Annotated in this window: 25 protein-coding genes and 1 tRNA gene; 11 read left to right on the plus strand and 15 right to left on the minus strand. The window is 62.6% G+C overall.

The features are described from left to right. Window positions 1-6: 6 nt before the first annotated feature. Together CXY83_RS01315 and CXY83_RS01320 are read left to right on the plus strand one after the other, a co-directional pair. The gene (locus CXY83_RS01315; protein WP_233200506.1) at window positions 7-228 is read left to right on the plus strand and encodes a hypothetical protein; all 222 of its coding nucleotides are present in this window, start codon (window positions 7-9) and stop codon (window positions 226-228) included. A gap of 285 nt (window positions 229-513) precedes the next feature. Then, on the plus strand, window positions 514-975 hold the full coding sequence (locus tag CXY83_RS01320; protein WP_158251795.1) for an SRPBCC domain-containing protein: 462 nt from the start codon (window positions 514-516) through the stop codon (window positions 973-975). Window positions 976-982: 7 nt separating this feature from the next. On the opposite strand, the gene CXY83_RS01325 is transcribed toward CXY83_RS01320, so the two are convergent. Beyond that, complete coding sequence (locus CXY83_RS01325) at window positions 983-1627, minus strand: hypothetical protein (RefSeq protein WP_104195622.1); 645 nt, start codon at window positions 1625-1627, stop codon at window positions 983-985. Window positions 1628-1816: 189 nt separating this feature from the next. Continuing rightward, a complete protein-coding gene (locus tag CXY83_RS01330; protein WP_233200507.1) occupies window positions 1817-2065 on the minus strand; it encodes a helix-turn-helix domain-containing protein in 249 nt (82 codons plus the stop codon). Window positions 2066-2632: 567 nt separating this feature from the next. Between CXY83_RS01330 and CXY83_RS01335 the strand changes: the two genes are divergently transcribed. After that, entirely contained in the window at window positions 2633-4546 is a 1914-nt protein-coding gene (locus CXY83_RS01335) for an ABC transporter ATP-binding protein (RefSeq protein WP_104195624.1), read from the plus strand. Window positions 4547-4656: 110 nt separating this feature from the next. Here the strand turns inward: CXY83_RS01335 and CXY83_RS01340 are convergent, their stop codons facing one another. The 8 genes from CXY83_RS01340 to CXY83_RS01380 form a co-directional block, all read right to left on the minus strand. After that, entirely contained in the window at window positions 4657-5124 is a 468-nt protein-coding gene (locus CXY83_RS01340) for an SRPBCC family protein (RefSeq protein ID WP_104195625.1), read from the minus strand. 100 nt (window positions 5125-5224) lie between these two features. Further along, entirely contained in the window at window positions 5225-5749 is a 525-nt protein-coding gene (locus CXY83_RS01345; protein WP_104195626.1) for a hypothetical protein, read from the minus strand. Between the two features lie 9 nt (window positions 5750-5758). Continuing rightward, window positions 5759-6103 (minus strand): hypothetical protein, encoded by a 345-nt coding sequence (locus tag CXY83_RS01350; RefSeq protein WP_104195627.1) that lies wholly within the window; start codon window positions 6101-6103, stop codon window positions 5759-5761. A gap of 736 nt (window positions 6104-6839) precedes the next feature. Further along, on the minus strand, window positions 6840-7040 hold the full coding sequence (locus tag CXY83_RS01360; RefSeq protein WP_233200508.1) for a helix-turn-helix domain-containing protein: 201 nt from the start codon (window positions 7038-7040) through the stop codon (window positions 6840-6842). A gap of 433 nt (window positions 7041-7473) precedes the next feature. Beyond that, the gene (locus CXY83_RS17780) at window positions 7474-8157 is read right to left on the minus strand and encodes a PASTA domain-containing protein (RefSeq protein WP_199184850.1); all 684 of its coding nucleotides are present in this window, start codon (window positions 8155-8157) and stop codon (window positions 7474-7476) included. A gap of 452 nt (window positions 8158-8609) precedes the next feature. Beyond that, complete coding sequence (locus CXY83_RS01370; RefSeq protein ID WP_104195629.1) at window positions 8610-9758, minus strand: SPFH domain-containing protein; 1149 nt, start codon at window positions 9756-9758, stop codon at window positions 8610-8612. Window positions 9759-9781: 23 nt separating this feature from the next. Next, entirely contained in the window at window positions 9782-10324 is a 543-nt protein-coding gene (locus tag CXY83_RS17975) for a hypothetical protein (protein ID WP_233200509.1), read from the minus strand. Between the two features lie 707 nt (window positions 10325-11031). Continuing rightward, window positions 11032-11514: a hypothetical protein gene (locus tag CXY83_RS01380; RefSeq protein ID WP_104195630.1), complete on the minus strand. Its 483-nt coding sequence runs from the start codon at window positions 11512-11514 to the stop codon at window positions 11032-11034. A 243-nt stretch (window positions 11515-11757) separates the two neighbouring features. On the opposite strand from CXY83_RS01380, the gene CXY83_RS01385 reads away from it, so the two are divergent. The 3 genes from CXY83_RS01385 to CXY83_RS01395 all read left to right on the plus strand — a co-directional run bounded on the left by CXY83_RS01385 (window position 11758) and on the right by CXY83_RS01395 (window position 14119). Continuing rightward, window positions 11758-12216: a DUF732 domain-containing protein gene (locus CXY83_RS01385; RefSeq protein WP_104195631.1), complete on the plus strand. Its 459-nt coding sequence runs from the start codon at window positions 11758-11760 to the stop codon at window positions 12214-12216. A gap of 305 nt (window positions 12217-12521) precedes the next feature. Further along, the gene (locus CXY83_RS01390) at window positions 12522-13232 is read left to right on the plus strand and encodes a hypothetical protein (protein ID WP_104195632.1); all 711 of its coding nucleotides are present in this window, start codon (window positions 12522-12524) and stop codon (window positions 13230-13232) included. Window positions 13233-13813: 581 nt separating this feature from the next. After that, window positions 13814-14119 (plus strand): hypothetical protein, encoded by a 306-nt coding sequence (locus CXY83_RS01395; protein ID WP_146069805.1) that lies wholly within the window; start codon window positions 13814-13816, stop codon window positions 14117-14119. Between the two features lie 235 nt (window positions 14120-14354). On the opposite strand, the gene CXY83_RS01400 is transcribed toward CXY83_RS01395, so the two are convergent. Then, window positions 14355-14431 (minus strand) — tRNA-Pro (locus tag CXY83_RS01400). A 145-nt stretch (window positions 14432-14576) separates the two neighbouring features. Between CXY83_RS01400 and CXY83_RS17980 the strand changes: the two genes are divergently transcribed. Then, window positions 14577-15029 (plus strand): DUF6328 family protein, encoded by a 453-nt coding sequence (locus CXY83_RS17980; protein WP_233200510.1) that lies wholly within the window; start codon window positions 14577-14579, stop codon window positions 15027-15029. Here CXY83_RS17980 and CXY83_RS01405 read toward each other — a convergent pair. Both CXY83_RS01405 and CXY83_RS01410 read right to left on the minus strand, forming a co-directional pair. Then, a complete protein-coding gene (locus tag CXY83_RS01405; protein ID WP_369831113.1) occupies window positions 14926-15555 on the minus strand; it encodes a class F sortase in 630 nt (209 codons plus the stop codon). The genes CXY83_RS17980 and CXY83_RS01405 overlap by 104 nt on opposite strands. 40 nt (window positions 15556-15595) lie before the next feature. After that, entirely contained in the window at window positions 15596-16504 is a 909-nt protein-coding gene (locus tag CXY83_RS01410) for a hypothetical protein (protein WP_104195635.1), read from the minus strand. A 381-nt stretch (window positions 16505-16885) separates the two neighbouring features. Between CXY83_RS01410 and CXY83_RS01415 the strand changes: the two genes are divergently transcribed. Then, entirely contained in the window at window positions 16886-17626 is a 741-nt protein-coding gene (locus CXY83_RS01415) for a hypothetical protein (RefSeq protein ID WP_104195636.1), read from the plus strand. Here the strand turns inward: CXY83_RS01415 and CXY83_RS01420 are convergent. Then, entirely contained in the window at window positions 17623-18630 is a 1008-nt protein-coding gene (locus CXY83_RS01420; RefSeq protein ID WP_104195637.1) for an NYN domain-containing protein, read from the minus strand. The genes CXY83_RS01415 and CXY83_RS01420 overlap by 4 nt on opposite strands. Before the next feature lie 199 nt (window positions 18631-18829). Between CXY83_RS01420 and CXY83_RS01425 the strand changes: the two genes are divergently transcribed. Further along, complete coding sequence (locus tag CXY83_RS01425; protein WP_104195638.1) at window positions 18830-19528, plus strand: bifunctional 2-polyprenyl-6-hydroxyphenol methylase/3-demethylubiquinol 3-O-methyltransferase UbiG; 699 nt, start codon at window positions 18830-18832, stop codon at window positions 19526-19528. 150 nt (window positions 19529-19678) lie between these two features. Next, window positions 19679-20440 (plus strand): MOSC domain-containing protein, encoded by a 762-nt coding sequence (locus CXY83_RS01430; RefSeq protein ID WP_104195639.1) that lies wholly within the window; start codon window positions 19679-19681, stop codon window positions 20438-20440. Between the two features lie 67 nt (window positions 20441-20507). Here CXY83_RS01430 and CXY83_RS01435 read toward each other — a convergent pair whose 3' ends face one another. Continuing rightward, the gene (locus CXY83_RS01435; RefSeq protein ID WP_199184851.1) at window positions 20508-21233 is read right to left on the minus strand and encodes an SDR family oxidoreductase; all 726 of its coding nucleotides are present in this window, start codon (window positions 21231-21233) and stop codon (window positions 20508-20510) included. 274 nt (window positions 21234-21507) lie between these two features. Between CXY83_RS01435 and CXY83_RS01440 the strand changes: the two genes are divergently transcribed. After that, window positions 21508-22386, plus strand: coding sequence for a helix-turn-helix transcriptional regulator (locus CXY83_RS01440; RefSeq protein WP_104195641.1), 879 nt, complete (start codon window positions 21508-21510; stop codon window positions 22384-22386). The last annotated feature ends 3 nt before the right edge of the window (window positions 22387-22389 follow it).

Raw genomic sequence — 22389 nt, forward strand, 5'->3', positions numbered from 1 at the left:
AGATCGATGCAGAATCGGGCGCGGGCACATCGGGTGATGCCGTGGGTGCCGGCCGAGTCGTTGGTGGTGCAGCTTGCGCTTCAGGACGTCATCGAGCGTGTGCCCACGAGCAGGTTGACCACAGCGGATGCTCGGACCGCGGCCCGCATCGCGGGCCTGCACATCGCGACCTCGCTCGAATCTCGCGACGTGGTCGACCAATCGGTTCATCGACGGGCGCTCTCGTAGTCGATGGCGACGAAAGGCCCGAGCAAACCGGGCTCTTCCGAATGCCGGTGCTGGACGAGGCGGGAATCAGGTCAGGCGACTGATTGAGCTCGTGAGACGTCCATGCGTTATGGGCTCCCAAGGACCGGCCCTTGCTGCGTTGCCCCCGCGTTCACGGCGCTCGCCCTGCTGTGAACAGATACGCAATCATGGGTACGCTCGAAGAGGTGCGTTTGCAGAACTTGTTGACGTGCCGCTCGGCGGGTAATGTTCCGTCGCGCTCGGCTTGAACGTGAAGGAAATACCGTGTCTGATCACGCAAGAATCAAGGGGCACACCGTGACCCGCACCGTGCACATCGAAGCCTCTCGCGCGCACGTCTGGAAGGCGCTGACCGACCCCGAGGTAATGGTCAAGTGGTTTGGCGACGGTGTGGTGTTCGCCGCGCTCGAGCCCGGTGCAACGGGCAGCATCCACTGGGATGACTACGGCAGCTTTCCGATCGAAATCACCGAGGTCGTTCCCGACGCCTCGTTCGGCTTCCGGTGGTCGGGAATCCCCGCCGAACAGCTCGACGAGTACTCGACGCACGTGCGCTTCACCATCGCCGATACTGGTTCCGGGACGGATGTCACGGTCATCGAATCGGGCTTCGACACACTCCCCGGCGGAACCCGCTACCGTCGCGAACGTCTTGAGCAGAACCGAGAGGGCTGGGACGTCGAACTCGACGAGCTCGCGATCCTACTCGAGGGTGTCACTGAGTAGTTCACGATTACGGGGGAGTCGCTCGACGAGCTGTCTTGGGGTGGTCCTGCCGAAAGGTCGGCTCGCCCTTGCGGCTCACGATCGTGCCGGCCAGGCGAATGCATGGTACGGCGCTGGTGACGTCAACATCCAACCTCCGGATGGCCAGCACTTCTCCGATGCGAGCTGATGTGCCGAGCATCACCTCGACTATCGAACCGAGCTGCCCGTCGGGCCGGGAACGGGAGACGTAGCCGACGCCGGCCTCCCAGCGCGCGATCGCAATGCGGATCTTGTTGACCTCGACCGCGGTGAGCGCATCGGGGATGTGAGGCTCGCGGTGCAGGCGGGCCACGTGGTCCATCGGATTGGTCGGAAGGATCTCGTGCCGCACCGCCAACTCGAGCGCCAGACGCAGCACGACCCGCGATTGCTTGGCCCGGTTGTAGGAGAGCTTCGCCATTTGCTTGATGAATTGATCGCAGCGAACGACGCCGATCTCGCGCAGCGTGAGGTATTGAAAGACCGGCGGCACGAGCGTGCGCATGTTGCGCTCATACAGATTGCGGGTGGTCTTGGAGATTCGGCCCTCCGCGTCGATGTCATCCAGCCAGTACGTCACCAATTCGGTGAACGGGTTGTCCGGGGTTAGGAAGCTGTTCGTGGGCTGCATCAGTTTCCTCTTAGAAAGTTTGCGTTTCAGCGCTCGTTCGGCGGCCCGGGCGGAGGTGCCGGTGGATTGCACCAGGCGCGACTGGTCGTCCCAATCTCAATAGTGGTGCGGGCCTCGACCTGGCCCGACGGCCTGCGGGTGATGATGTAGCCGAAGGTGCCGATCGTCTGACGTGGCCGCGACATCAGTTCACCGCTGAGCGGGGGTATCGGGTTGCCCAGACGGTTCGCGCTGCTGGGCCATCCAGGATCGCACGTCGGAGATCGCAAATTTCAGATGCTTGCCGAACCGGTCCGCAGCAGGGCCTTTGCCGTGCACGCGCCAGTCGTAGACGGTCGAGACCGGTATACCGAGGTAGGCCGCCAGCTCGGCGACATCCATCAGCGGCTCCAACCCCTCGGGGGAGACGGGGGCTGAAGTTGCTTCGTTTGTGTTCATATTCCGTAGGTGCGACTGGCGCACCTAAGCAATCACAGGGGACCAAATGTGACGTGGTCGCCTCGCACGGCCGAGCGGCCAGAAAGCCTTCTCGGAGGAGTTTTTGATGGGGTGATCAATTGTTTAACCTAAAAAGTCCCGGAAACTAGTGATTTTCCGGGACTTTCTCTCGGGCTGACAGGATTTGAACCTGCGACCCCTTGGAGGTTTTTGCCTTCATTATGTCGTTGCCGACTGTCTCCGAAAACCCGCGGATTCCCTTGTGTTTACAGGGAACCGAGCGGTTCGCTGCTGCCAATTGTACGTCATCGTTTTGGGTAATTCAGTGATGAATGTGATGGGTAAATGATGACCTTGTGAACCGCTTTTGGCGGGCGTATTTCATTGCCAACGCTGACCGGCGCACCGCGCGTCACCTCGGCAGCCGCGTTGCAAACCCCGCCCACGCGCTCGTTGCCGGCCGAGCCGTTTCATGAAGGAAGCCCCGGTTCGCCGCCGCTGGGAAGAACCCCGAGCTCGGGTAACTCGCCATCTAAACTTGGCCTGGTACCAACGGAAGGAACCATCATGAGCATGGAAGGCGCGGCCTGGAGCTCGCTGCAAAAGATCTCGAGCGCCAGGGACGGCAAACACGGCTTCTCCCGTGAGTCCGTGCGGCGGATCATGACGTTCGCGGTGCCCTACCGGTCCAAGCTGCTGATCTTCATCACCCTCTCCACCGTGGGAGCTTTCCTCGCGGTCGCGACGCCGGTACTCGCCGGCCAGGTGGTCGACGTCATCGTCGCCCAGGGCGCGGTCAGTACGATTGTGTGGCTCGCCGTCGTCATCGCGCTCGTGGCCGTGGCCGACGCCGCCGTGTCACTCGTGACGCGCTGGTACTCGGCGCGGATCGGTGAAGGCGTGATCCTCGACCTCCGCACCGCCGTCTTCAACCACGTGCAGAAGATGCCGATCGCGTTCTTCACCCGCACACGGACGGGCGCCCTCGTGAGCCGCCTCAACAACGATGTGATCGGCGCTCAGCAGGCCTTCAGCGGCACGCTGTCCGGCGTGGTCACGAACCTGGTGGCGCTGATCCTCACCCTGATCGTCATGCTCAGCACGTCCTGGCTCGTGACGGTTCTCGCCGTGATCATGCTCCCCATCTTCCTGGTACCCGCCCGCCGTATGGGCAGCCGCCTCGCCGCGCTCCGCCGCGAGGCCGCCGATCACAATTCCGCCATGAGCACGCAGATGACCGAGCGCTTCTCGGCGCCCGGCGCCACCCTCGTCAAGCTGTTCGGCCGGCCCGACGAGGAGGCCGAGGAGTTCCGTGTCCGCGCCGCCCGCGTCCGCGACATCGGGGTGCGCACCGCGATGCTGCAGTTCGTCTTCTTCACCGCCCTGATGCTCGTCTCTGCTCTTGCCCTCGCGCTCGTGTATGGGCTCGGCGGCTTCCTCGCACTCGCCGGTCAACTGAATACCGGTGACGTGGTCACCCTAGCGCTCCTCCTCACCCGCCTCTACGCGCCGCTGACCAGCCTCGCAAATGCACGGGTGGAGATCATGAGCGCGGTGGTCAGCTTCGAGCGCGTCTTCGAGGTGCTGGACCTGGACCCGCTCATCAAGGAGAAGCCCGATGCCGTCGCCGTGCCCGAAGGCCCGGTGGCCGTCGAGTTCGACAACGTGCGCTTCGCCTACCCGTCCGCGGACAAGGTGTCCCTCGCCTCTCTCGAGGAGGTTGCCACATTGGACACCCGCGGCGGCGACGAGGTTCTGCACGGCGTGTCCTTCAGGATCGAGCCGGGGCAGACCGTTGCCCTCGTTGGTACGTCCGGTGCCGGTAAGTCCACGATTGCGCAGCTCCTCTCGCGCCTGTACGACGTCGACAGCGGCGCCGTGCGCCTCGCGGGGGCGGATGTCCGCGATGTCACTTTTATCTCCATGCGGCATACCCTGGGCATGGTGACGCAGGACGGCCATCTGTTCCACGAGACCATCCTCTCCAATCTGCGCCTCGCGAGGCCGGATGCGTCCGACGAGGAGGTGTGGGACGCCGTCCGCCGCGCACGGCTCGAGCCGCTCATCCGGTCCCTGCCCGACCAGCTGAACACCATGGTGGGCGAGCGTGGCTACCGATTGTCCGGGGGTGAGCGCCAGCGGATGACCATCGCGAGGCTCCTGCTCGCCCAGCCGCGCGTCGTCATCCTCGACGAGGCGACGGCAGCGCTGGACTCGACGTCTGAGGCCGCCGTGCAGGCGGCGCTCAGCGAGGCGCTCAAGGGACGGACAGCGATGGTGATCGCACACCGCCTCTCCACCATCCGCAGCGCGGACCTGATCCTCGTGGTTGAGGACGGCTCGATCGTGGAGCGCGGTACGCACGAGGAACTGCTGGCTGTGCGTGGGCGGTACGAGGAATTGCACCGGACCCAATTCGCCGTGCAGAAGAATGTTGCGGCGGATGCGGATGCGGATGCGGATGCGCTAAGCGGGATCTAGTCACTGAGCACTTCGCCACCATGCGGTCCGGCGCCTGAGCCGGACGACCGACGAGTCGGTGGCGCTGGTAATCACGGCCGCGTGACCGACTCCGGCCCGGTGGCCTCACGTCAAGCGCGGGCGGAGCGCGACGTGAGTTGGCGAAGGGTGGCTTCGATGCCGGCGGCGTTCTGCCGAGGAAAGCCGAGCAGCTCGTAGACCTTTCCCTGAACGGCTGGGACGGTGCTGTAGTCAAACGTCTCCGTAACGCGCGTAGACGTGGGCGTGAGCGGCGTGAGTTCCCAGCGCCACCGGTGTCCCGCGGGGTGACGCCACTCTACAAGCCGACCGTCTTCGATGCGCGTCACCGTGCTGGTGATGCGATACGGGACGCCGAACTGCTTCATCGCTACCGAGAATTTTGCGCCCTGGGTGAGCCGCCGCGGCCCCGACACCGTACCGCCGACGGTACCCGAGCCGTCCAGCTCACCGTGACGGTGCGGATCAGCCACCAACGCGAAGATGTCTTCGGCCGAAGCCGGCACCTCAACAGTGCGCGCGACTTGGCGGGGCCCTTGCTCAACCTGTTCGACCGTCATACTGCTTAGCCTAGGTGCGGGCTGTCTCTTAGACGGTGTTTCCGGCCTGACGCGCTGCACGTGGGTCTTTCGGGAGCGGCGTCGATGCAACGAATTGCCGCTACGCGGGGTCGACAAGGGCGCCGTCATCCTCGTCGCCCCAAGACTCAACAAGCGTGATTCGACCGCGCGAATCGCGAATCGAAAGCACGAGCGCAATGATCGCGGTCGCGATTCCGATAACGCCCAGGGGGTTCGCGATACCAATAGCGATATCCAACGCAGGCTGTGTGGGTCCGCTGATGATTGTCTGCAAACCGCGAGGTGTTGAATCGGGAAGCGTGAGTCCCAACAAGAGTCCGCTAACGCCTGATACAAGGAAAAACGCGTATGTTATCGCGCGAGTTTCGAACCCTCGACGTGCCGTGCGTCGTACCGCGAGCCCCGTGAACACCAGCAAGGCGGCAAAAATCACACCCAGCGTCGCCGCGTAGATGATGGTGAGGTCGCCACCGATCCCGAAGAGGTGGCGGCCGAAAGAGATCCACGCGGCCACCGCGATACCAGCAACCACGAGCACGTTACCCATGTGCCCTGAGCGCGAGGCACCAGGCGTCGCGCGAACTCGAATTACGCTGTACGTCATTACGCGCTCTCAATCACTATGCTCGTTACAACCGTAGCCATGGAAGTTCTTGCGCGTGCGCACTTCCACAGATGGACAAGCCCGCGAACCGCGAAATAAATGCGACGCTATCCGACAACACACCCCTACGCCACTTGGGACTGCGGCCGGTTCGATCGACTCATCTAGCCATATTGTTCGCCGGATGATGGCTCCCGCGACGGGGAATGCGGTCAGCAGCAAGCTGGCCATGTGGCCGCCGACGACACGGACATCCTTGAGGTGCTCGGTGATACGGGCCACGTCTTCCAACGCCTGGTACGCGGCGTCGTCGGCATTGGAGGTCGCGACCGTCTCCACCGAGCGTCGCATCATCAAGATCCTCCTCGTGCAAGCACCAAATCACGGATCCGTTGAACAGCCTCATCCGCGTCCGGGCCACCCGTTCGCCTGACATCCCACGCCGCGATGACCGGATCGACGGTCGGCGTGGTGGTTCGTTGCGAACACGAGGCTGCGGTTGCCCAAATCGTTTGGTCGGCCGGAACGGTAAACGTGAGCGTGGCACGCGCCTTAGTGGTCTGCGCGAAGCCAAGCTTGCTCAGGGCGATCCCCGACGTGGCGTAGATGACAGCACGCGTGGGCACACGCCACGGCGCCAACTGGTCAGCTGCGGAATCTCCAGAGACCAAAACCTGCACTCCAGCGGATGCGCCGGCGGCCACAACCGCATTCGACTGGTCAGTGACAGCATCCAGCCGTACCAGTGTGTTGTGATCCCGCCCGGGCCCGCGTACTCAGCCATGAACATCTCCCAGAGCGCAAAGCGATCTGTCGCCCTCCAACCAGAAGCTGACCGCACAATAAGGCCACCGAGTGCGCTGTTTGACTTGGACACCGCAGACTGCGTCACGCCGGTTTCCTTCGCCAACTCGACTTGGGATCGAGGCTCCCTGTCGAGAAGGTACGCACGCATAATTGCCCAGCGACCCCACGGGTTGCGTCGACGGCCAGACAAGGTGCCAATCGTCAACCGTTGCCGGGCCATCTCAGCTCACGGCCGATCGGTGCGCCTGGGCTCGCTGGAGGAAGGCTCGCGCTGCTGGGCGACCTAGGCTCGCACGTCGGAGATGGCAAACTTCAGATGCTTGCCGAACCGGTAGGCCGTGGGGCCTTTGCCGTGCACCCGCCAGTCGTAGACCGTGGAGATGGGGATGCCCAGGTAGGCCGCCAGCTCGGCAACGTCCATCAGGAGCTCGAGCCCCCGGCCGTCGGTGGGAGGGGAGGTTAGCTTGTCGTCGTGGATACTCATGCCCAGAAGGTGTGCACGATGATCCCGGACGATCGGGAGGTACCGAAACCGACGTCGGCGACTCGCACGGCGGGATCGAATCACCGGCTCTGGAACGCTGAAAGTGATGACGCAGTGATGACTTAATCAAATCTTCAACCTAAAAAGTCCCGGAAACTCGTGAGTTTCCGGGACTTTTGGTGGGCTGTTCACGAAAGCCAGCAGGGTGCGGATCGCGGCCGACCGCAGAACGCATTTTTCTCCACGCTTTCCAAGTTTTCCTCTACTTCGGTTGCGCCCGAATGGAAGCTGGAGCACCTACCGCTATGGGATGCCTTTGACACACTTCATGGACATTGGATCAGGAAAAAAAGTCCTTGAGCGCCGCTGTGACTGTCGAATCGAGCAATGAAGAGAAGATGCTGGCCGACATCTGCAAGCCGCGCCGCTAGCCCTAGTAGTCGATAATTTCGCCGCTGTCGGTGTACATGATGGAGTCAATGATCACTGGTGCGTCGTTAGTTCCGCCTACGTCGCCTTCGATCGTGCCGTGATACTCAGTACCGTATTCGTTCTTGAGGGTGGCACCGATTTTGAACGTGTAGGTTCCATCGCCGTTGGCAGTGGTGAAACGGTCGGCGATCCAGTGGACCGTGCCACCGTAGATCATCCGGTCTTCCCACGCATACGCTAGGTATTGGGCGGCATTGATCTCATCGAGCTTGGCAGGCTGGGACTGTTCAGCCTCAGCCTCAGCCTCAGCCTCAGCCTCAGCCTCAGCCTCAGCCTCAGGCTCAGGCTCTTCCGGCTCCGGGGCTGGCTCCTCGGAGGGCTCTTCGCTCGGCACGACCGCGGATGCGCAGGTTCGGTCTACGGTGAGGCGAGGGGCAGAAGAGATCTCCGTCCCGTTTTCAGGCTCTTGATTGCACACCGTCCAATTCGACTCGTCGAGAACACCGAACATGCCGCCGCCGAGGACCTCGACCTCGTCGTTGATTCCAGCCCGCTCCACGTCGCTGAGTGCAACTTCGAGGCTCTTTCCGACGACGTCGGGCATGGTGACGGCACCTTCGTCAGAGCACCCCGTGAGTAGCAGCGTGACGGCGAAGGCAGCGATCGTGACAGCAAGACGGTGCATTGGTATTCCCCCGGGATGAGTTGACTTACATGTGAAAGGTGGCACGCCCGACGCCCAGCAGATGTGTGCTTTTTCCGCCAGGACATCAAACAGACTCTTGTGCAGGTACTGAGGCTCCTGCTTGGCTCCGTAGAACGAGGAGGCCATGACGTTCTTGACACCTGATTTCGAGCTTGCCAGAGGACGACCATGCCTCAGTCCCAGTTTTCACCCCACTTGGGGGCACGGTACGCACTGGGCCCGCCTAACGGCTCGGCCGAGCCCAGGCGTTCTAGGTTCGTAGGCGGATTACGCGACAACGGCCTAGACAGGGTTGGCGTTTCTGGCACTGTTTTCAGTCGGCGTTAGCAGCGACGCTGCCGAGGATCGCGTAATTCAGGCCGGCACCGATCCTGTAGTGGATCGCCGCGGTTGGCCTCATCGCACAGTTCTGCTCTCTTGGTCACAGGTCATCAAAGTCCCATGACCTCCTTCTTTTTCGCGTCGAACTCGTCCTGCGACAAAACCCCGGCGTCGACCAGGTCCTTTAGCTTTTTGATCAACTCGATCTGTTGGTCGATAGTCAGGCCCGTAGCCTGCTCGATGGGCGCAGCAGCAGTCTGCGCGAGAGGAGCGGCAGTCAAGGGGCTGATGGCCTGGGCCAAGTTCATGCCGAAGAGCATGCCGCCTCCATCTCCGAGCCCATGATCCTGAACGCCCTGGGCGACCTTCTGCTGAGCTCCGACGTTCGATGCCCGCTGAGAGATGCCCTCGAACGCAGAGAGGTTCATTTTGTTCGCCGAGTACTGCTTGACCAGCTCACGCGACTCGGGCGAGAGTGTGATGCTCTCGATGCCAATCTGAACCACGTCGAGCCCGTACCTAGTGATCCATGAGCCGAGAGCAGAACTGTCGTCAGCGATCAGCTCGGCGACGGCCCCGGTCTGGGAAGGTAACTCGGAAACACGATGGGTCGCTGAAAGCGAGTTGACGGCCACAATGAACGCCTGCACGAACTCAGAGGAGATCTGCTGCCGAGCTTCCGCACGGTCGAACGCGTAGGAGCGCGTGTTCGCAGGCAGGAAATTCCGGACAAATGCAACGGCATCGATCACCCTAAGTGAGAAAGTCCCGAACGCCAGGAGCTCCAAGTCGGTTCCATAGAACCGGTCGTGGTAGACCATCGGCCCGCGCGTGCCGAACTTGATCCCGCGAATCTCGCGCAGGTTTACGAAAGCAAGGTACTTCTGGTCGGGGGTCTGTCCCCCGTAGCGAAAGCGGTCGACCGCCTGATTCACTATCGATGCTGTGAAACCGTCACCGCTGAAAACGCTCGGCTGCCCCGCACGGTACTCGTATCCACCTGGTTGAGTGACAACGTCCTCGATGCCGGCTTGGCTAAAGATGACTGCGGCCGTGTTCTCGGGGACGAAGATCTTCGAGCCGTTGGAGATGACGTCGGCTGAACCGCGGAAGTTCGTCCCGCGCCCGTTGTTCGTCTGCTGATAGACCCCCGGCGCGACCACGGAGTACTCGCTGAAGTGGCCAGCGGTAATTATGTCCCTCCACTGGTCCGCAAGGCCCCCGCCAAGCGCGCCGGTGAAGGCCTGAATGATTCCCACTGGTGACTCCTTCTAGTCGACGTTCACAGCTGCTGAGCCGAGCTACAGTACTCGCACGTCACCGTCTGACCCTGGTAGCCCGTCATCGGCGCGCCGCAGGCACGGCACTTGCCCGCACCCTTCATAGGAGCGCCCGACTTGGATCCCAACTTCGACCTGAACACGCCAAGCGTGTCCTTCAACACACCCGCAATTAGCTCGGCACCCGGTAGCGCCATGACCGAAGCCTGCTGCGCGGGGGCGTCCTGGCCCGTGACAACCTGGTTGATCTTGGCGATCCATTCGTTGAGCTTCTTCTTACCACCGGACTGGAAGCTGAACTTCTCCTGTCCGTTCAGGAAGTAGACCTCAAGCAAGTCCGAGTGATTGGGCGCCTTGCCGATCGTCGCCTGTGCCTGCTGGTTGTAGACCTTGACCTGGTTGAGCGGAAAGGTATGGACGCCCTTGGAGTTGCCGAAAACGCCCTTCTTGAGCAGCACGAGGTTGAGGTTGGTGAGGATCAACTCATCCGTGTATGACGCCAAAAAGCCGCCATGCATAACGCTCTCGTCCTTGATTAGCACCACTTCATTCGGATGCAAGTTCTATCGTGCCGCCACCCAGTCCCGCTTCCCTCTGCGCTGCCGATATCCCCCGGCGCTGCCGATTCCCCAATCTTAGGGGTGCTCAGGGGCGAATCCGCATCCGCGCAAACACCCACAGGTGCAGTGCGGATGATCTCGCCGGGAAGCGACATCCGGGAGCCACGGTGCGCGATGGCTTCGAGGGTTTGATCAGCCGTTCCAACTCTTCAGGAGCGTGGGCGATGTCTCCTCGGAGCGAGGGCGACCAGTCCTCCGCCCGGCTGAGAACCCCGACGACCTTCACTGCCTCGATCGCCAGGTAGCTCAGCGCAGACGCAGCACGTTAGCCAGACGGAGGCTCGCGCTCGCCGGAGAAGGCGCAGCGTCATCGGAGTCGGAATCGCCGCTGCAAACTCGTGCGCATGAAACACCGCGTCAGCTAGCTGAGCAAGCTCGCCGCAAAAGCCCCGTTGATGGACGCTGCTCAGCCAGCGGGGCGGGCCGATAAGAGCGGTTATGTCAGTAAGTCCGAAACCCGCCAGTGGTGGCCGGCCGGCGACGGAGCATCAGGTCGGACGGCCGCCCGGCCGCCCGGCCGCCCGGCCGCGAGCATATAACTTCGGAACTATCCGGCCACCGGATAGTATGCGCCCTACTCTCGTCCCCGGGCACGCGGCGTCACTGGTCCGCGATCGCCTCCAGAGTCTTCATCAGCCGCTCGAGTTCCTGCGGCGCGCGGTCCACGTCCGGGCTACCTCCCGCAGCAGGTCCGGGGTGATGACGACCTTGTAGGTCGCTTCGAGCCACTTCTTAAAGTCTTTCGGCGATCCGTTTCGAGCCGCGAGAGCGGCCGCACGCTCCGCCCGCAAGTCCTCCCCGGACGCGTGCGTGTCGATGAGGGAGCCGACCGAAACGTACTCGATGACGTCCTTGGCCTTCAGACTGTACGGTGTGACGCGACTCTCGACCCCGGTCCGGAGCGCTGAGGTGAGCCACTCGCGGAGGAATCGAGCTTCGTCCGCGTCACCGAGCACGGCGTCGGCCAGACCGAAGGTTGCCATTTCGAGGGTGCCGGATACTCGATTCTCGAGCGCTTGCGCGCACGCCGCACCAAGTTGCTGTAGGTCCTGATTGTCGACCAGGGTAACGAGGTGCGCAACGGTGAAGTCGAACAGCACCCTGCTGTCGATCATCCCCGGGAGCTTCGTGGCCCCGCGCGATCCGTCGCGTCGAGGAGTGGATCGAGGACCGCAACAACCGCCGCCGCCGGCACTCCTCGATCGGGCATTTCACCCCAGTGGACTTCGAGATGCAATACTCGTCACAGGCTGCAGAGATCCAACTCGCCACTTACCCCGCGTCCACTTTCCGGGGTCAAGGCCCGCGCAACGTAGGCGACCAGTAGCCTGACACTCACACCACCACCGAAGGACGCCATGTTCGCACGCACGAAGACCACCGCCGCACTCACCGCCCTCGTCTCCCTGACCGCACTCGCCGGCTGTTCGTCTGCCAGCTCACCGGCGGCCGAATCGGAGGTATCCAGTTCGAGCTCGGCCGTAGCCGGTGACCCCGCAAGCGGCATTCTCCCGGTGCGTGAGGATGGGCGAATCGCCTTCTCAATGGTGACCCCAGAATTCCCTCAGGCGGCCGATTTCGTCGCCCAGTTCCGCGCTGCTCTCCCCACCGTCGCAGGCGGCGCCGAGCGGCCGGACAAATACGTGCTGAAGAATGGGACCGCGGCGTGCGCCGAGATTCAGGCCGGCACTGACCAAGCCAGCCAGATCAGCCATGCCCAGGCCTACGTCGTCGGCGGTGACGTGGTGACACCGGCTACCGAGGAGGAGGCTGCGACCATTATCACGATCGCCGTAGCCACACTCTGCCCTGCCTAGTGCGAGCCGGTGCGCGCTGCCGCTCATTTGCTACTCCTGATTGACAAACCTGGCGCGCGGAAGCGAACGTACGTCTTTGGCGTCGCGTACGGGATCGACGCCGATAACACCTCATATGACAACAGAGCTAACGAGCGCGGCGGTCCTGGGTGGGGGAGTTGTCAACGCGGGGCAAGCGGCTGGACCGATCGCATCGGTCAAGCCCGGGACTTTTCGACCGGTTGCGTTTCGTGTCCTGCGGAAGTGGCTGCTGAACGTGGCTGTAGAGAGCTGACGTTCTGGACTCCTAAATTAGAGTTGCGAGCATGGTTCCGCTGCCGGTGATCGACACTGCTTTTGACGTCCGCTCAGATGCCGGGGGACGAGACCCCGACAAACACAGTCCGACATTGCGGCGCTACCACCAGTTCCTCTGGAGCAAACCGCTGCCCAGCGGCGCACTACTTTCCTTGGACGCGTCCAGACCGGGGGCGTACCTACATCATCGCTCCGATCTCGGCGAGTTCTTCCTGGCAAGCGACACGATCATCCACACGTTCGCGTCATGGATTCGGATGGCGGACATCATCGCTCAGGTGGACGTCGAGGACCGAGCGGCGTTCCATCGCATCGGTCGCACGATCGGCGGGGCGATTCTCTTCCCGGGCAATCGGATCGATGGGAAGCCGACGATCAATGGTGCGCGTGGCATGCATTCGCAGATTCGCGATCGATTCGATTCGACACTTGAATGCATCCGCCGGCACTACGAAGGCGCACCCAGCCCGCTTGACGAAACGCTCCTCCGGTATGCGGGCTTCTTTCGCCTGTTCGAGGATTTTCAGGGCTACGTTGACTTCTTTTTCCTGCAAGACCTGGTCAGCCATGACTACGCGGCCGTCGAGTTCTTTACCCCGTTCGACAACTTCACCACACCGGCGATGCCAGGAATTCTCGCTGCTTACGAGCACTACCGCGCGCAGAGCGTCGGGTTCGTCCAGGCGAGAAACGGCCAGATCGCGGACAGCCTCAATTAGGTGATCGATCCTAGGGTCGAGCGTGCCACGATCGCGACAGTCGGCCGAACCGGCCCCGCCCTGGAAGTCGCACGAACCAACAGCTGACAAGTCAGACCTCCCTGCTGAATGCGCAGCGAAGAGATCTCAGCCGACAAGTGTGGTCATAACAGCACGTCTGAAAGTCGCTCAGCGCTCGCATGTGGGCGAAGCTGTTCCGCGCCAGTGAGCAGCTTCGCCGATTGCACTTCATCCGTCCGTGTGTTCGGAATTCACCGGTCGACTGCCCGAATGGGGACGTCGGCTCTTAACTCCCCGCACGATAGGATCCTCCATATGCCGAGTTACACCATGAGCGACTGCCCCTTCTGCGATGCAGCAGGCCCTCACCACGCCGAGGGCGGTCAGTTCGGCTGCGCCATTTGTTCGAATTGGTTCGGGAGCGCCGCCCCCTCCGCACCCCGGCCACCCGACCGGTACTCCACTGTCACCGATGCCGCCAGCAGGAAGCCCGCTGGGGTGGAGGATCTCTCTGGTTGGTTACCGAGCACGCCCCGCCGATAGTCGTACCTCTGCGCGCGCCCATCGCTATTCTTAGCGTTGTGAACGTCGGGCATATCGAATCCGCCAGCCGCCGCCGCGTCCGCGGCTTCGGCGCCGCCCAAATCATCGTCACCATGCTGCTCACCAACTTCAACCTGCGCAAGATCGCCGCGTTCGTTAGCGACAAGATCAAAGACGACGCTAAGAAACAGGTCAACGGCGAACCTCAAGTCTCACCCGTCCGGCGTCGCGACCGAGAATTCCATAATCCCTACACGCACACCTACCCACCCGATGTGGAGCGGCCGACCAAACCCAAACGCTCAGACGGCGATGGCAGCGGCGGACCGCCGCGAAGAACCTAACCGGCCACATACGCCGTCGACTAGCGCCCGAGAGGGCACGCCTCCCCGCATTACGAACAATCCGACGCGCCCCAAAACACAAAAAACCACCGGCGACACGGTCTCGGTCGACGAATCGCCAACACAACTCCACGAACACCCCGCTTAAACCAGAAATCGCTCCTGAGAATCCTCAGGAGCGATTTCTTTTTGTTCCGACCGGGCCGTTTCGTGAACAGTTTCGCGAACGGCCCTTTGGTCGGGCTGACAGGATTCGAACCTGCGACCCCTTGACCCCCAGTCAAGTGCGCTACCAAGCTGCGCCACAGCCCGCCGCTTCCGCAAAGCGATTTCGATAACCGAAACCTGCGGAAGACAACTGTAAGAGCTTACCGCCTTATGTGAGGCTCCATGAACACATCGTCGGAACCCGTTCGCTCACCAGCACTGGCATCTGCTCGCAGCTGAGACATCGGGCGTGGATCCCAGGATCGGTCGAGACGAATCGACTGTTGAGCGCCTAGACCGTAATCAAGGCGACACCCTTCAAGAGCTCCGAGTTACGCAGACTTGTACCCAAATAATCACTGGCTTTTTCCTGCCGCTGACTTTCCAGACCAGATTCACCGACCTTTATCACGATCTAATCATCATCATCATCAACATCAACATCAACATCAACATCAACTTCTACCTCGGGCTCTCGGTCGCCGGCGTCGTGCAGCGGCTAGCTTTATCGCGGGCGGCGCAACAGGCCTTGCCATCCTCTTGTTCTGGGTCATTCTCCCGAGAGCCGACGACCCGACCGGTAATCGGGTCGACGGTAGTTAGCAGCCGGATGTGGTTTGTGCCTGATCCAATTGCATCACAACGACGATGTTCTGCACGGTGGCCGCGTCCGGGTTGTAGTCGGAAGGGCGATAGCAACTGACGAGCACCAGGCGGTTGGGGATGGCGTCGGTGAGTTCGTCGTTGTACTTGTACTCCGACTTGTTCAGTTGAAGCGTTTTTTGCTCGACGTAACACAGACGGCCATTCGCCGTGTCAACGCTCGCCACGGCCCCGGATGGCACATCTTTGAGGCTGTTGAATACTGCTGATTCGACTGCGGAGTGCCCATATAGGTACACCGTGTTGGTCGAGTCCGTGCCTGCCGTTCCGCCGGAAATAGTTGTGTCCCAGGAAATCGTGGTGAGTTCGGACGGGTCAAATCCACCCCGTTCTTCGATCATGGCTTGGGTATATTCGGATACGGCTCCGTCGAGCCCGATGGAGGGTACCCGGAGACGCAGCGGCGCTGAAGCTGCAATCGTTACTTCTGTGGACGACGCTGCCGTGGGTGGAGCCGGCGTCGCCGGAACCGCCCGGTGAATTTTTGGTGACTCCGTGGCCGTGGCCGTGGCCGTTGGCGTTGGCGCAGAGTCGGTCGGTGGCATAAGAAACCATCCGACCGACATCACACAGAGGAGGGCAGATGCGCCGATAAGCGCTGCCCGTTTAGTGCCGAGCACTGATTCGGCGCGCACCAATTGCGGCAGCGACTAGCGCGGCCAGAAGCAGTGCGCCAATTCCGAGAAACACGGGAGCGCCCGCGTCATCGCTAGGGGCGGGATTAAAACCGTCGGTCTTGGAATCGTGCAGAGTGTTTTTCGCGATCGGCGTCGCCGTTGGCGCCGGCGCGGCGGCGACGGTGATATTGGTCAACGAGGCGGCGCAGGTGACAACGGATCCGCCGCCGTTGGCCGTGCCGTTGCACTGGTTGATCGACACCGGGAGAAGCGCGCTGGTCGTTGACGGGGTCACGGTGCAGTTGACTCGGTCGGAAGCGCCGCCGCCGTTGACTGATCCGTTGCACTGCGTGATCGTTGCGCTAGTGGTGCTGGCGGGGAACGGGTCGCAGCTCAAGGTCGGCTCGGGGCCTTCCGCACCAGTTCCGTTGCACTGGTTGACCGTTGCAGGCGTGACATCAGTGGATGCCGCCCCGGTCACATTGTTGGTGACGGTCACATTGCAGATCACGCTGGACCCTCCGCCATTGGCGGCATCGTTGCATTGGTTCACCGATGTGGTGAGCGCGTCATACGACGTTGTCGCGGTTGTGCAGATGGGAGCAGTGTTTGCAGCCGCGCGACATTCCTTGACGGTCACCGTTGAACTGGCCACTCCGGTGCTGGCGTCGAGATTATTAACAACGGTGACATCACAGTTCAGACCCAAACCACCAGTGTTCGCAACATTGTTGCACTGGGCGATCGTTTGCGCGGCTGATGCGGACGAACCGGAGGGAGCGAACGTCAAGCCAAAAACGGCAAGGAGTACCACCGCCGCGAGCACGAACACTCTGGTGAACGACTTACCGGGACGGGTTGCGTTGGCGAGACCGGGAATAAAAATAGCTGTGTGCACATTTCTCCTCACATAGGCTCAGACAATAACACGCCATGTGATGGAGTGGAATTAATTGTGGGCGCAGCGCTCATTGCGTTCGGTTCTCCGGAAGCGACCGCCAAGAGATTTCGGCGGGACCCACACTTGAGCTGCCAAAAAACTCATGGTGCGCTGGAAATCTATATCATTTACTCACTCCTCGGCGGATGCGGGAGCAGTCGCAGATCAGCTGTGCTCGTGCACAGCCACGCGCTTCGCCAAGCTGACGTCAATCATGCGAATTCGAGATATCAGGTGGTTGACGGGCCCGGCTGGCTTGCGAATCCGAGGTGACGGTCGATGCCCGCCGCTTGCGTGCAAATTGCTTGCAAGCTCGCACCATGTTGCTACTCTGGGCGCATGGCAGCCATCGCTAGCACCGATAACGACATGCAGACACATCGTGCCCGTCGTGTTTCGGCCCAATGGTCGCTCGTTGCAGCGGGGCTGTTTTTCGCAGCGGCCGCGCTGCAGCTTGTCGCCTCGCTGGAACGGTGGGTCGTGCTCAGCGCTTCCCGGACGAGCACCGACATCTCGATTGAAGACCACCGATTCGACTACTCCTACCCCGCGGACCCGTGGCAAGACCTCGGCACGACCGCGCAATTCTTCGGCGTGGGTCTTCTGCTGCTGGCGCTGGGCATCACGGCCGTGGCGCGATCGGTCGCGCATCGCGACGGCGGCCTTGAGCGGATGCTCACCGTCGCGACCGCGGCATCCTTCGGCATCACCGGCGTGCACGCCCTCGTTTCGGGCCTGATCGGTGTTCCGTCTCCGCTGCAATTTCTGCCGGTGCAGCTGTTCCTGAGCTTGGTCGGGTTCGCCGGTTTGATCGCCTTGAGCGTGCGCTGGCTGCTCGTGTCGTGGGCGTCATCCGTCGCGTGCCTGTTGCTGCTCGCCGTCACCTTGCCCGGCACTATCGTCGTCACCTTTCAGATCGCGCCGGCCATCGTGGGCTATCAGTCGCACGACACGACCCCCTTCACCGAGACGATCGTCGCCGTGTCGACGGCCGCGGCGGGCGTGGCGACGCTCGTGGCGGCAGGGGTGGCAGCGCTCTCTCGTCGCCGATCCGCTGCGCAGAGTGAGTTGACTCTTTAGCGTCTGCTTTCTGCCTCGGGGCGCAGCCGGATGAGCCGCTGCGGGCCATCCTCTTTCAGCTCGGCTAGCTCGCTGCGCGAGGAGAGAAAGTCGGTGAAGGACCGGAAGCCTAACGGCTTCTCGTTGAAAGAGGGGTCCATGCGGCGCATCTGGTTCTTGATCGTGCCCGTGTTGAGCCACTCGTCGGCGTCACCCTTGGCGTGACCGATCTGCAGCGCACGCACCAGGAGCTCCGTGGCGAGCGTCTGTGGGTCAATGTCGTCGCCGACCTCAGGCTCGTCGAACTGCGCGTCCTCGATATGAGAGAACATGGGGATCGTGGTGAATATACGGGTCTGGACAGGTGCCGGGTCGGGTACGGTCTCGGCAGTTTCTGGAGCCTTCCTGCTGGCCTTGGGCCTTCCCGTGCTGGTCGTAGCGGTGCCCTTGCCAATTCCGGGCAGCGAGTCGTAGTCCTCGAACTCATCGCACGCAGCGGCGAGTGATGTGCTCGTCGAGCCCGCAACGCCGATGCCCACCACAAACCGACCCAGCCGCTTCGACTTCTGAGCCAGGGCAATGTAGTCCGAGTCGCCGGCGATGATGATCACGTGGGTCAGGTCGGGCAGTCGAAAGAGGTCTTCGACCACGTCGACGGCCAAACGGATGTCTGCACCGTTCTTGGTTCCGCGGGTGGTCGTGGTGAATAGCTGGGTCAGGTCCACCGCTCGAGACATGAGCTGACGCTGGTAACTCGCATTGACCGGCACCGACCAGTCGGCGTAGGCACGATTGACGACCAAGGTGCCAAAAGATGCGGCAAAGTCGATGATGGCGTTGAAGTCCACCGTGGCGGAGGCGAGCCGCGCGGCGACCTCGGGGTCGGCATCCGCACTCGACTTATTGAAATCGCGGATGCCGTCGCGCTGGAAAGCATTGCGCCCGTGCAGCTGCTGGTAACGCGAGATAACGATGTTGTCAAAATCGATGTAGAGGCCGACGCGCGCATCGTTCGGTTCAGTCATAGTGAGCTCCTTAGCCACAGGCGGAAGACTCAGTTGCGATCCGGTGCCTCCAGTCTGCGCCGAGCGGCGGGGGCAGGGCAACTCGGCTGGCCACTTGCACCAGCAATCGACTGCCGTGGGCGTCAGGTGTACCTGGCCGTGATCGCTCCGGGGGGCATCAGAAGTTGTCGCAAACCCGTGAAAGCCGGATGCTTGAACCATGGAGCACACGAACGAGTTTTTACCCGATCACGCTGAGACCGACCACGACAACGCGGAGGCGGCAAGTGCTGTTCACGCCCCCCGCGATCCCGGCGTGGTCGAGGAATTCTGGGACGCGCGCTACGCCGACATGGCACAGCTGTGGAGCGGGCATCCGAACGGGACACTCCTGACCGAGATGCAGGATTTACCGGCCGGGCGCGCTCTGGATGTCGGCTGTGGCGAGGGAGCGGATGCCCTCTATCTGGCGGAACACGGCTGGCGCGTTACCGCGCTGGACGTGTCGCAGGTGGCGCTCGACCGGGCAGTAGCCCAGGCCGCCGTTCGCAACGTGACGGTGAACTGGCTACACGCCGGCCTGGTCGACGCGGCGCTGCCGCGGGCGTCCTTTGATCTCGTCTCTGCGCAGTACCCCGCGCTGCTGCGCACCGACGGGAACGTCGCCGAGCACGCGCTGCTCGCGGCGGTCGCTCCCAATGGTGTGCTGCTCTTTGTGCATCACCCCGCGCCGACGAAGGAGGAGGCCGCGGCCCACGGTTTTCATGTTGACGACTATGTAGGCCCCGCAGAGGTCGCTGCACTGTTGGACGACAGCTGGCAGGTCGAGGTCGACGAGACCCGGCCGCGCCATGTCGCAACCGGCGCCGGGTCACATCACACCCACGACGTTGTCCTACGGGCTCGACGACTGCGCTGATCGGCCGCCCTAAGATTGTGGCCGGCGCTCCGTAACCGCCACGCGCGCGGTTGCGTCTGGGGGACGTTTGGAAGTGCCCCCAGGCAGTACCCGCGGTATGCCCCTGCTGACGCGGCCCGGGAGCAGTTTGCCATTAGGGTGATCACTATTATGCAGATTCGCGACATTGGCCTGTCGGCCCTCAAGGGTGGCCGACACACGACGCGCGAAAACGTGCTGCTCGAAGCATACGGTCCGGTGGGGGACCGACTCTTCGCGGTCGTTGACCTTGCGAACGGCCGGGTGTTGAAGACCGTCGAGCATCCGTTATTGCCCACCTGCCAAGCCCGGTGGGATGACGGGGTACTCTCGGTCGACATCGGCGGGCAGCTGGTCGCCGCAAGGCCCGAGTCGAACGGTCAAACTGTCACCCTCGACTATTGGGGTCGCGCCGTTGGCATGCACGTGGTTGACGGGCCGTGGGCCCGGGTATTCTCTCGTTTGCTCGGCAAGGATGTCGCTGTGGCACAGGTCAACGGCGCGGGCGGCGTGGTCTACGGCGACTCCGTCACCATCGTGACGACGAGTTCGCTGCGCCGCCTCGCCGCTGAGGCGGCCACGACCGTTGACGCTCGCCGGTTTCGGGCGACGTTCACAATCGACACGGGCGGCGCGGCTGCATACGTGGAAGATTCCTGGGCTGGTCGTGAACTCGAGCTGGGGAGCGCACGCCTGCGCGTGGGCGCCGGCATTCCGCGCTGCGCGGTTATCGACCTGGAGCCCGACACCGGCGCTCGCGGCACGAACCTGCTGAAGACCCTCGCCCGCTACCGGCTGAGCGGGAGTGACATTCCATTCGGTGTCTACGCGCAGGTCATTCGCCCGGGAAGCGTCGGCCGCGGCGACCCGGTGCGATTACTCCCCGTTCGCTGACGAGAGGCCGGGCCGATATCGACTCTGTCCGCGGTTGATACGGTGCCGGCCGCCAAGCGGCAGCAGGTCAGGGAGCGATCTGCTTGACCGGGCGCATGAGAATCTCCTGGATGAGCACATTGGCCGGCTGCGCAAAAGCGAAGACGAGGGCCTGGGCGACGTCTTCGGACTGCATCGCTTCCAGCTGGGTGCGGCGGGTCAGGAGCGCATCGCTGACGTTCTCGCCGAACTCGGTCCACACGGCCCCCGGTTCGAGGACCGACACCCGAATCCCCTCCTCGCCCAGTTCCTTGCGCAGGGCATCGTGAAAACCGACGACGGCATACTTCGTTGCGCTGTAGACCGACCAAGTGGCTGCGCCGTAGCGGCCACCGACGCTCGAAACGGAGCAGATCATGGCGCCGGCGCGACCGCGCATGAGGGGGATGGCCGCCTGGGTGCAGTTCAGCACGCCATACAGGTTTACATCGATCATTGACTTCCAGTCATCCGGGTCGCTGCTCTCAAATGGCGAATTGATGCCCAGGCCGGCGTTGTTGAAGAGCAGATCCACCCCACCGAAACGAGTCTTGATCGTGGCGAACATCGATGTGACGGCGGCGGCATCCGCGACATCGACCTGCATGACCGTCGCGGAGTCTCCGAGTTCGGCGGCGAGCTCCTGCAACCGTTCCACGCGCCGGGCGACGAGGATGACGTGGGCACCCTCCTCGACGAGAAGGCGCGCAGCTGCTGCTCCGATTCCGCTCGAGGCTCCCGTGATAACAGCGATTTTGGCGGTTAGATCCTGCATTTTCATGTGTGTGGCTCTCTTGCTCGGGAGGAGGCAAGAAAGGCGACCCGGCGCTGATCCATCAGGTGGTGGAAACAGAAGACACGGTGCAGCTATACACCCGACAGACGCTGGAGAACCCAGACTTGCGCGAATACCTAATCGTACAGTTGATGACACCAGCGAACAGCAACGCAATCGCGAGAGTGCATGTGCGTTGAGGTCCTGGTCGACAACGAGCCGGCCGGGCCGCCCCTTCCCACTTCGACGTGCGTTGGTTTGAGATACTTAAGGGATGGACGACAAAGATACCCTCGCCGATTTTCTGCGCTCGGCCCGGGCCCGACTCACCCCAGCCGACGTCGGCGTGTCGGTCAACCCCCACGCGCCTGCCCGGCGAGTACCCGGACTGCGCCGTGACGAAGTCGCGGGGCTGGCCGGTGTGAGCGTTGACTACTACGCGCGCATGGAACAGGGCCGGGTGACGCAGGCATCCGTTGCCGTTGTCAACGCGCTCGCCGGGGTGCTGCACCTGAATGAGGCGGAGCGCAGCTACCTGTTCTCGCTGTTATCCGCCTCGACCGGCGGCCGCATCCAGCAGCGGCGGCGCACCCACGCAGTGCGAACGTCGGTGCGCACCATCATGGATTCCTTCACCACGCAGCCGGCATTCGTGCTCGGCGTCGGCATGGACGTGCTGGCCATGAACGACCTCGCCAAGCTGCTGCTCAAGGACTTCACGAAGGCCTCGGGGCTCGGGCGCAGCATGGCCCGATGGACATTCCTCGACCCGTCGGCGCGCACGCTGTACCTGGACTGGGACATTGTGGCGTGCGATGTGGCGGCTATGCTCCGTCACGACGCGCGGTCCCACCCCAACGACCGGGCTCTCAACGAGTTGATCGGTGAGTTGACCGTCAAGAGCGACGAATTTCGCGCGTGGTGGAGCCAGCACCGGGTGTGGGAGTGCACGTTCGGCGTGAAGCGCTTCGAGCACCCGATCGTGGGCCGGGTGGATGTGGACTACGAGACCTTCCCTGTTCCAGGCGAACCAGACCAGCAACTCTTCGTCTACAGCACCCAGCCGGCATCCGCCTCAAACGACGCGCTGCGCATCCTGGCCTCCTGGCGCACAGATCAGACGGATGCCCCCGCGCTCGAGTCCACCCGCTGATGC

The organism is Cryobacterium sp. M15, assembly GCF_002929675.1.
Taxonomy (GTDB): Bacteria; Actinomycetota; Actinomycetes; order Actinomycetales; family Microbacteriaceae; genus Cryobacterium; species Cryobacterium lyxosi.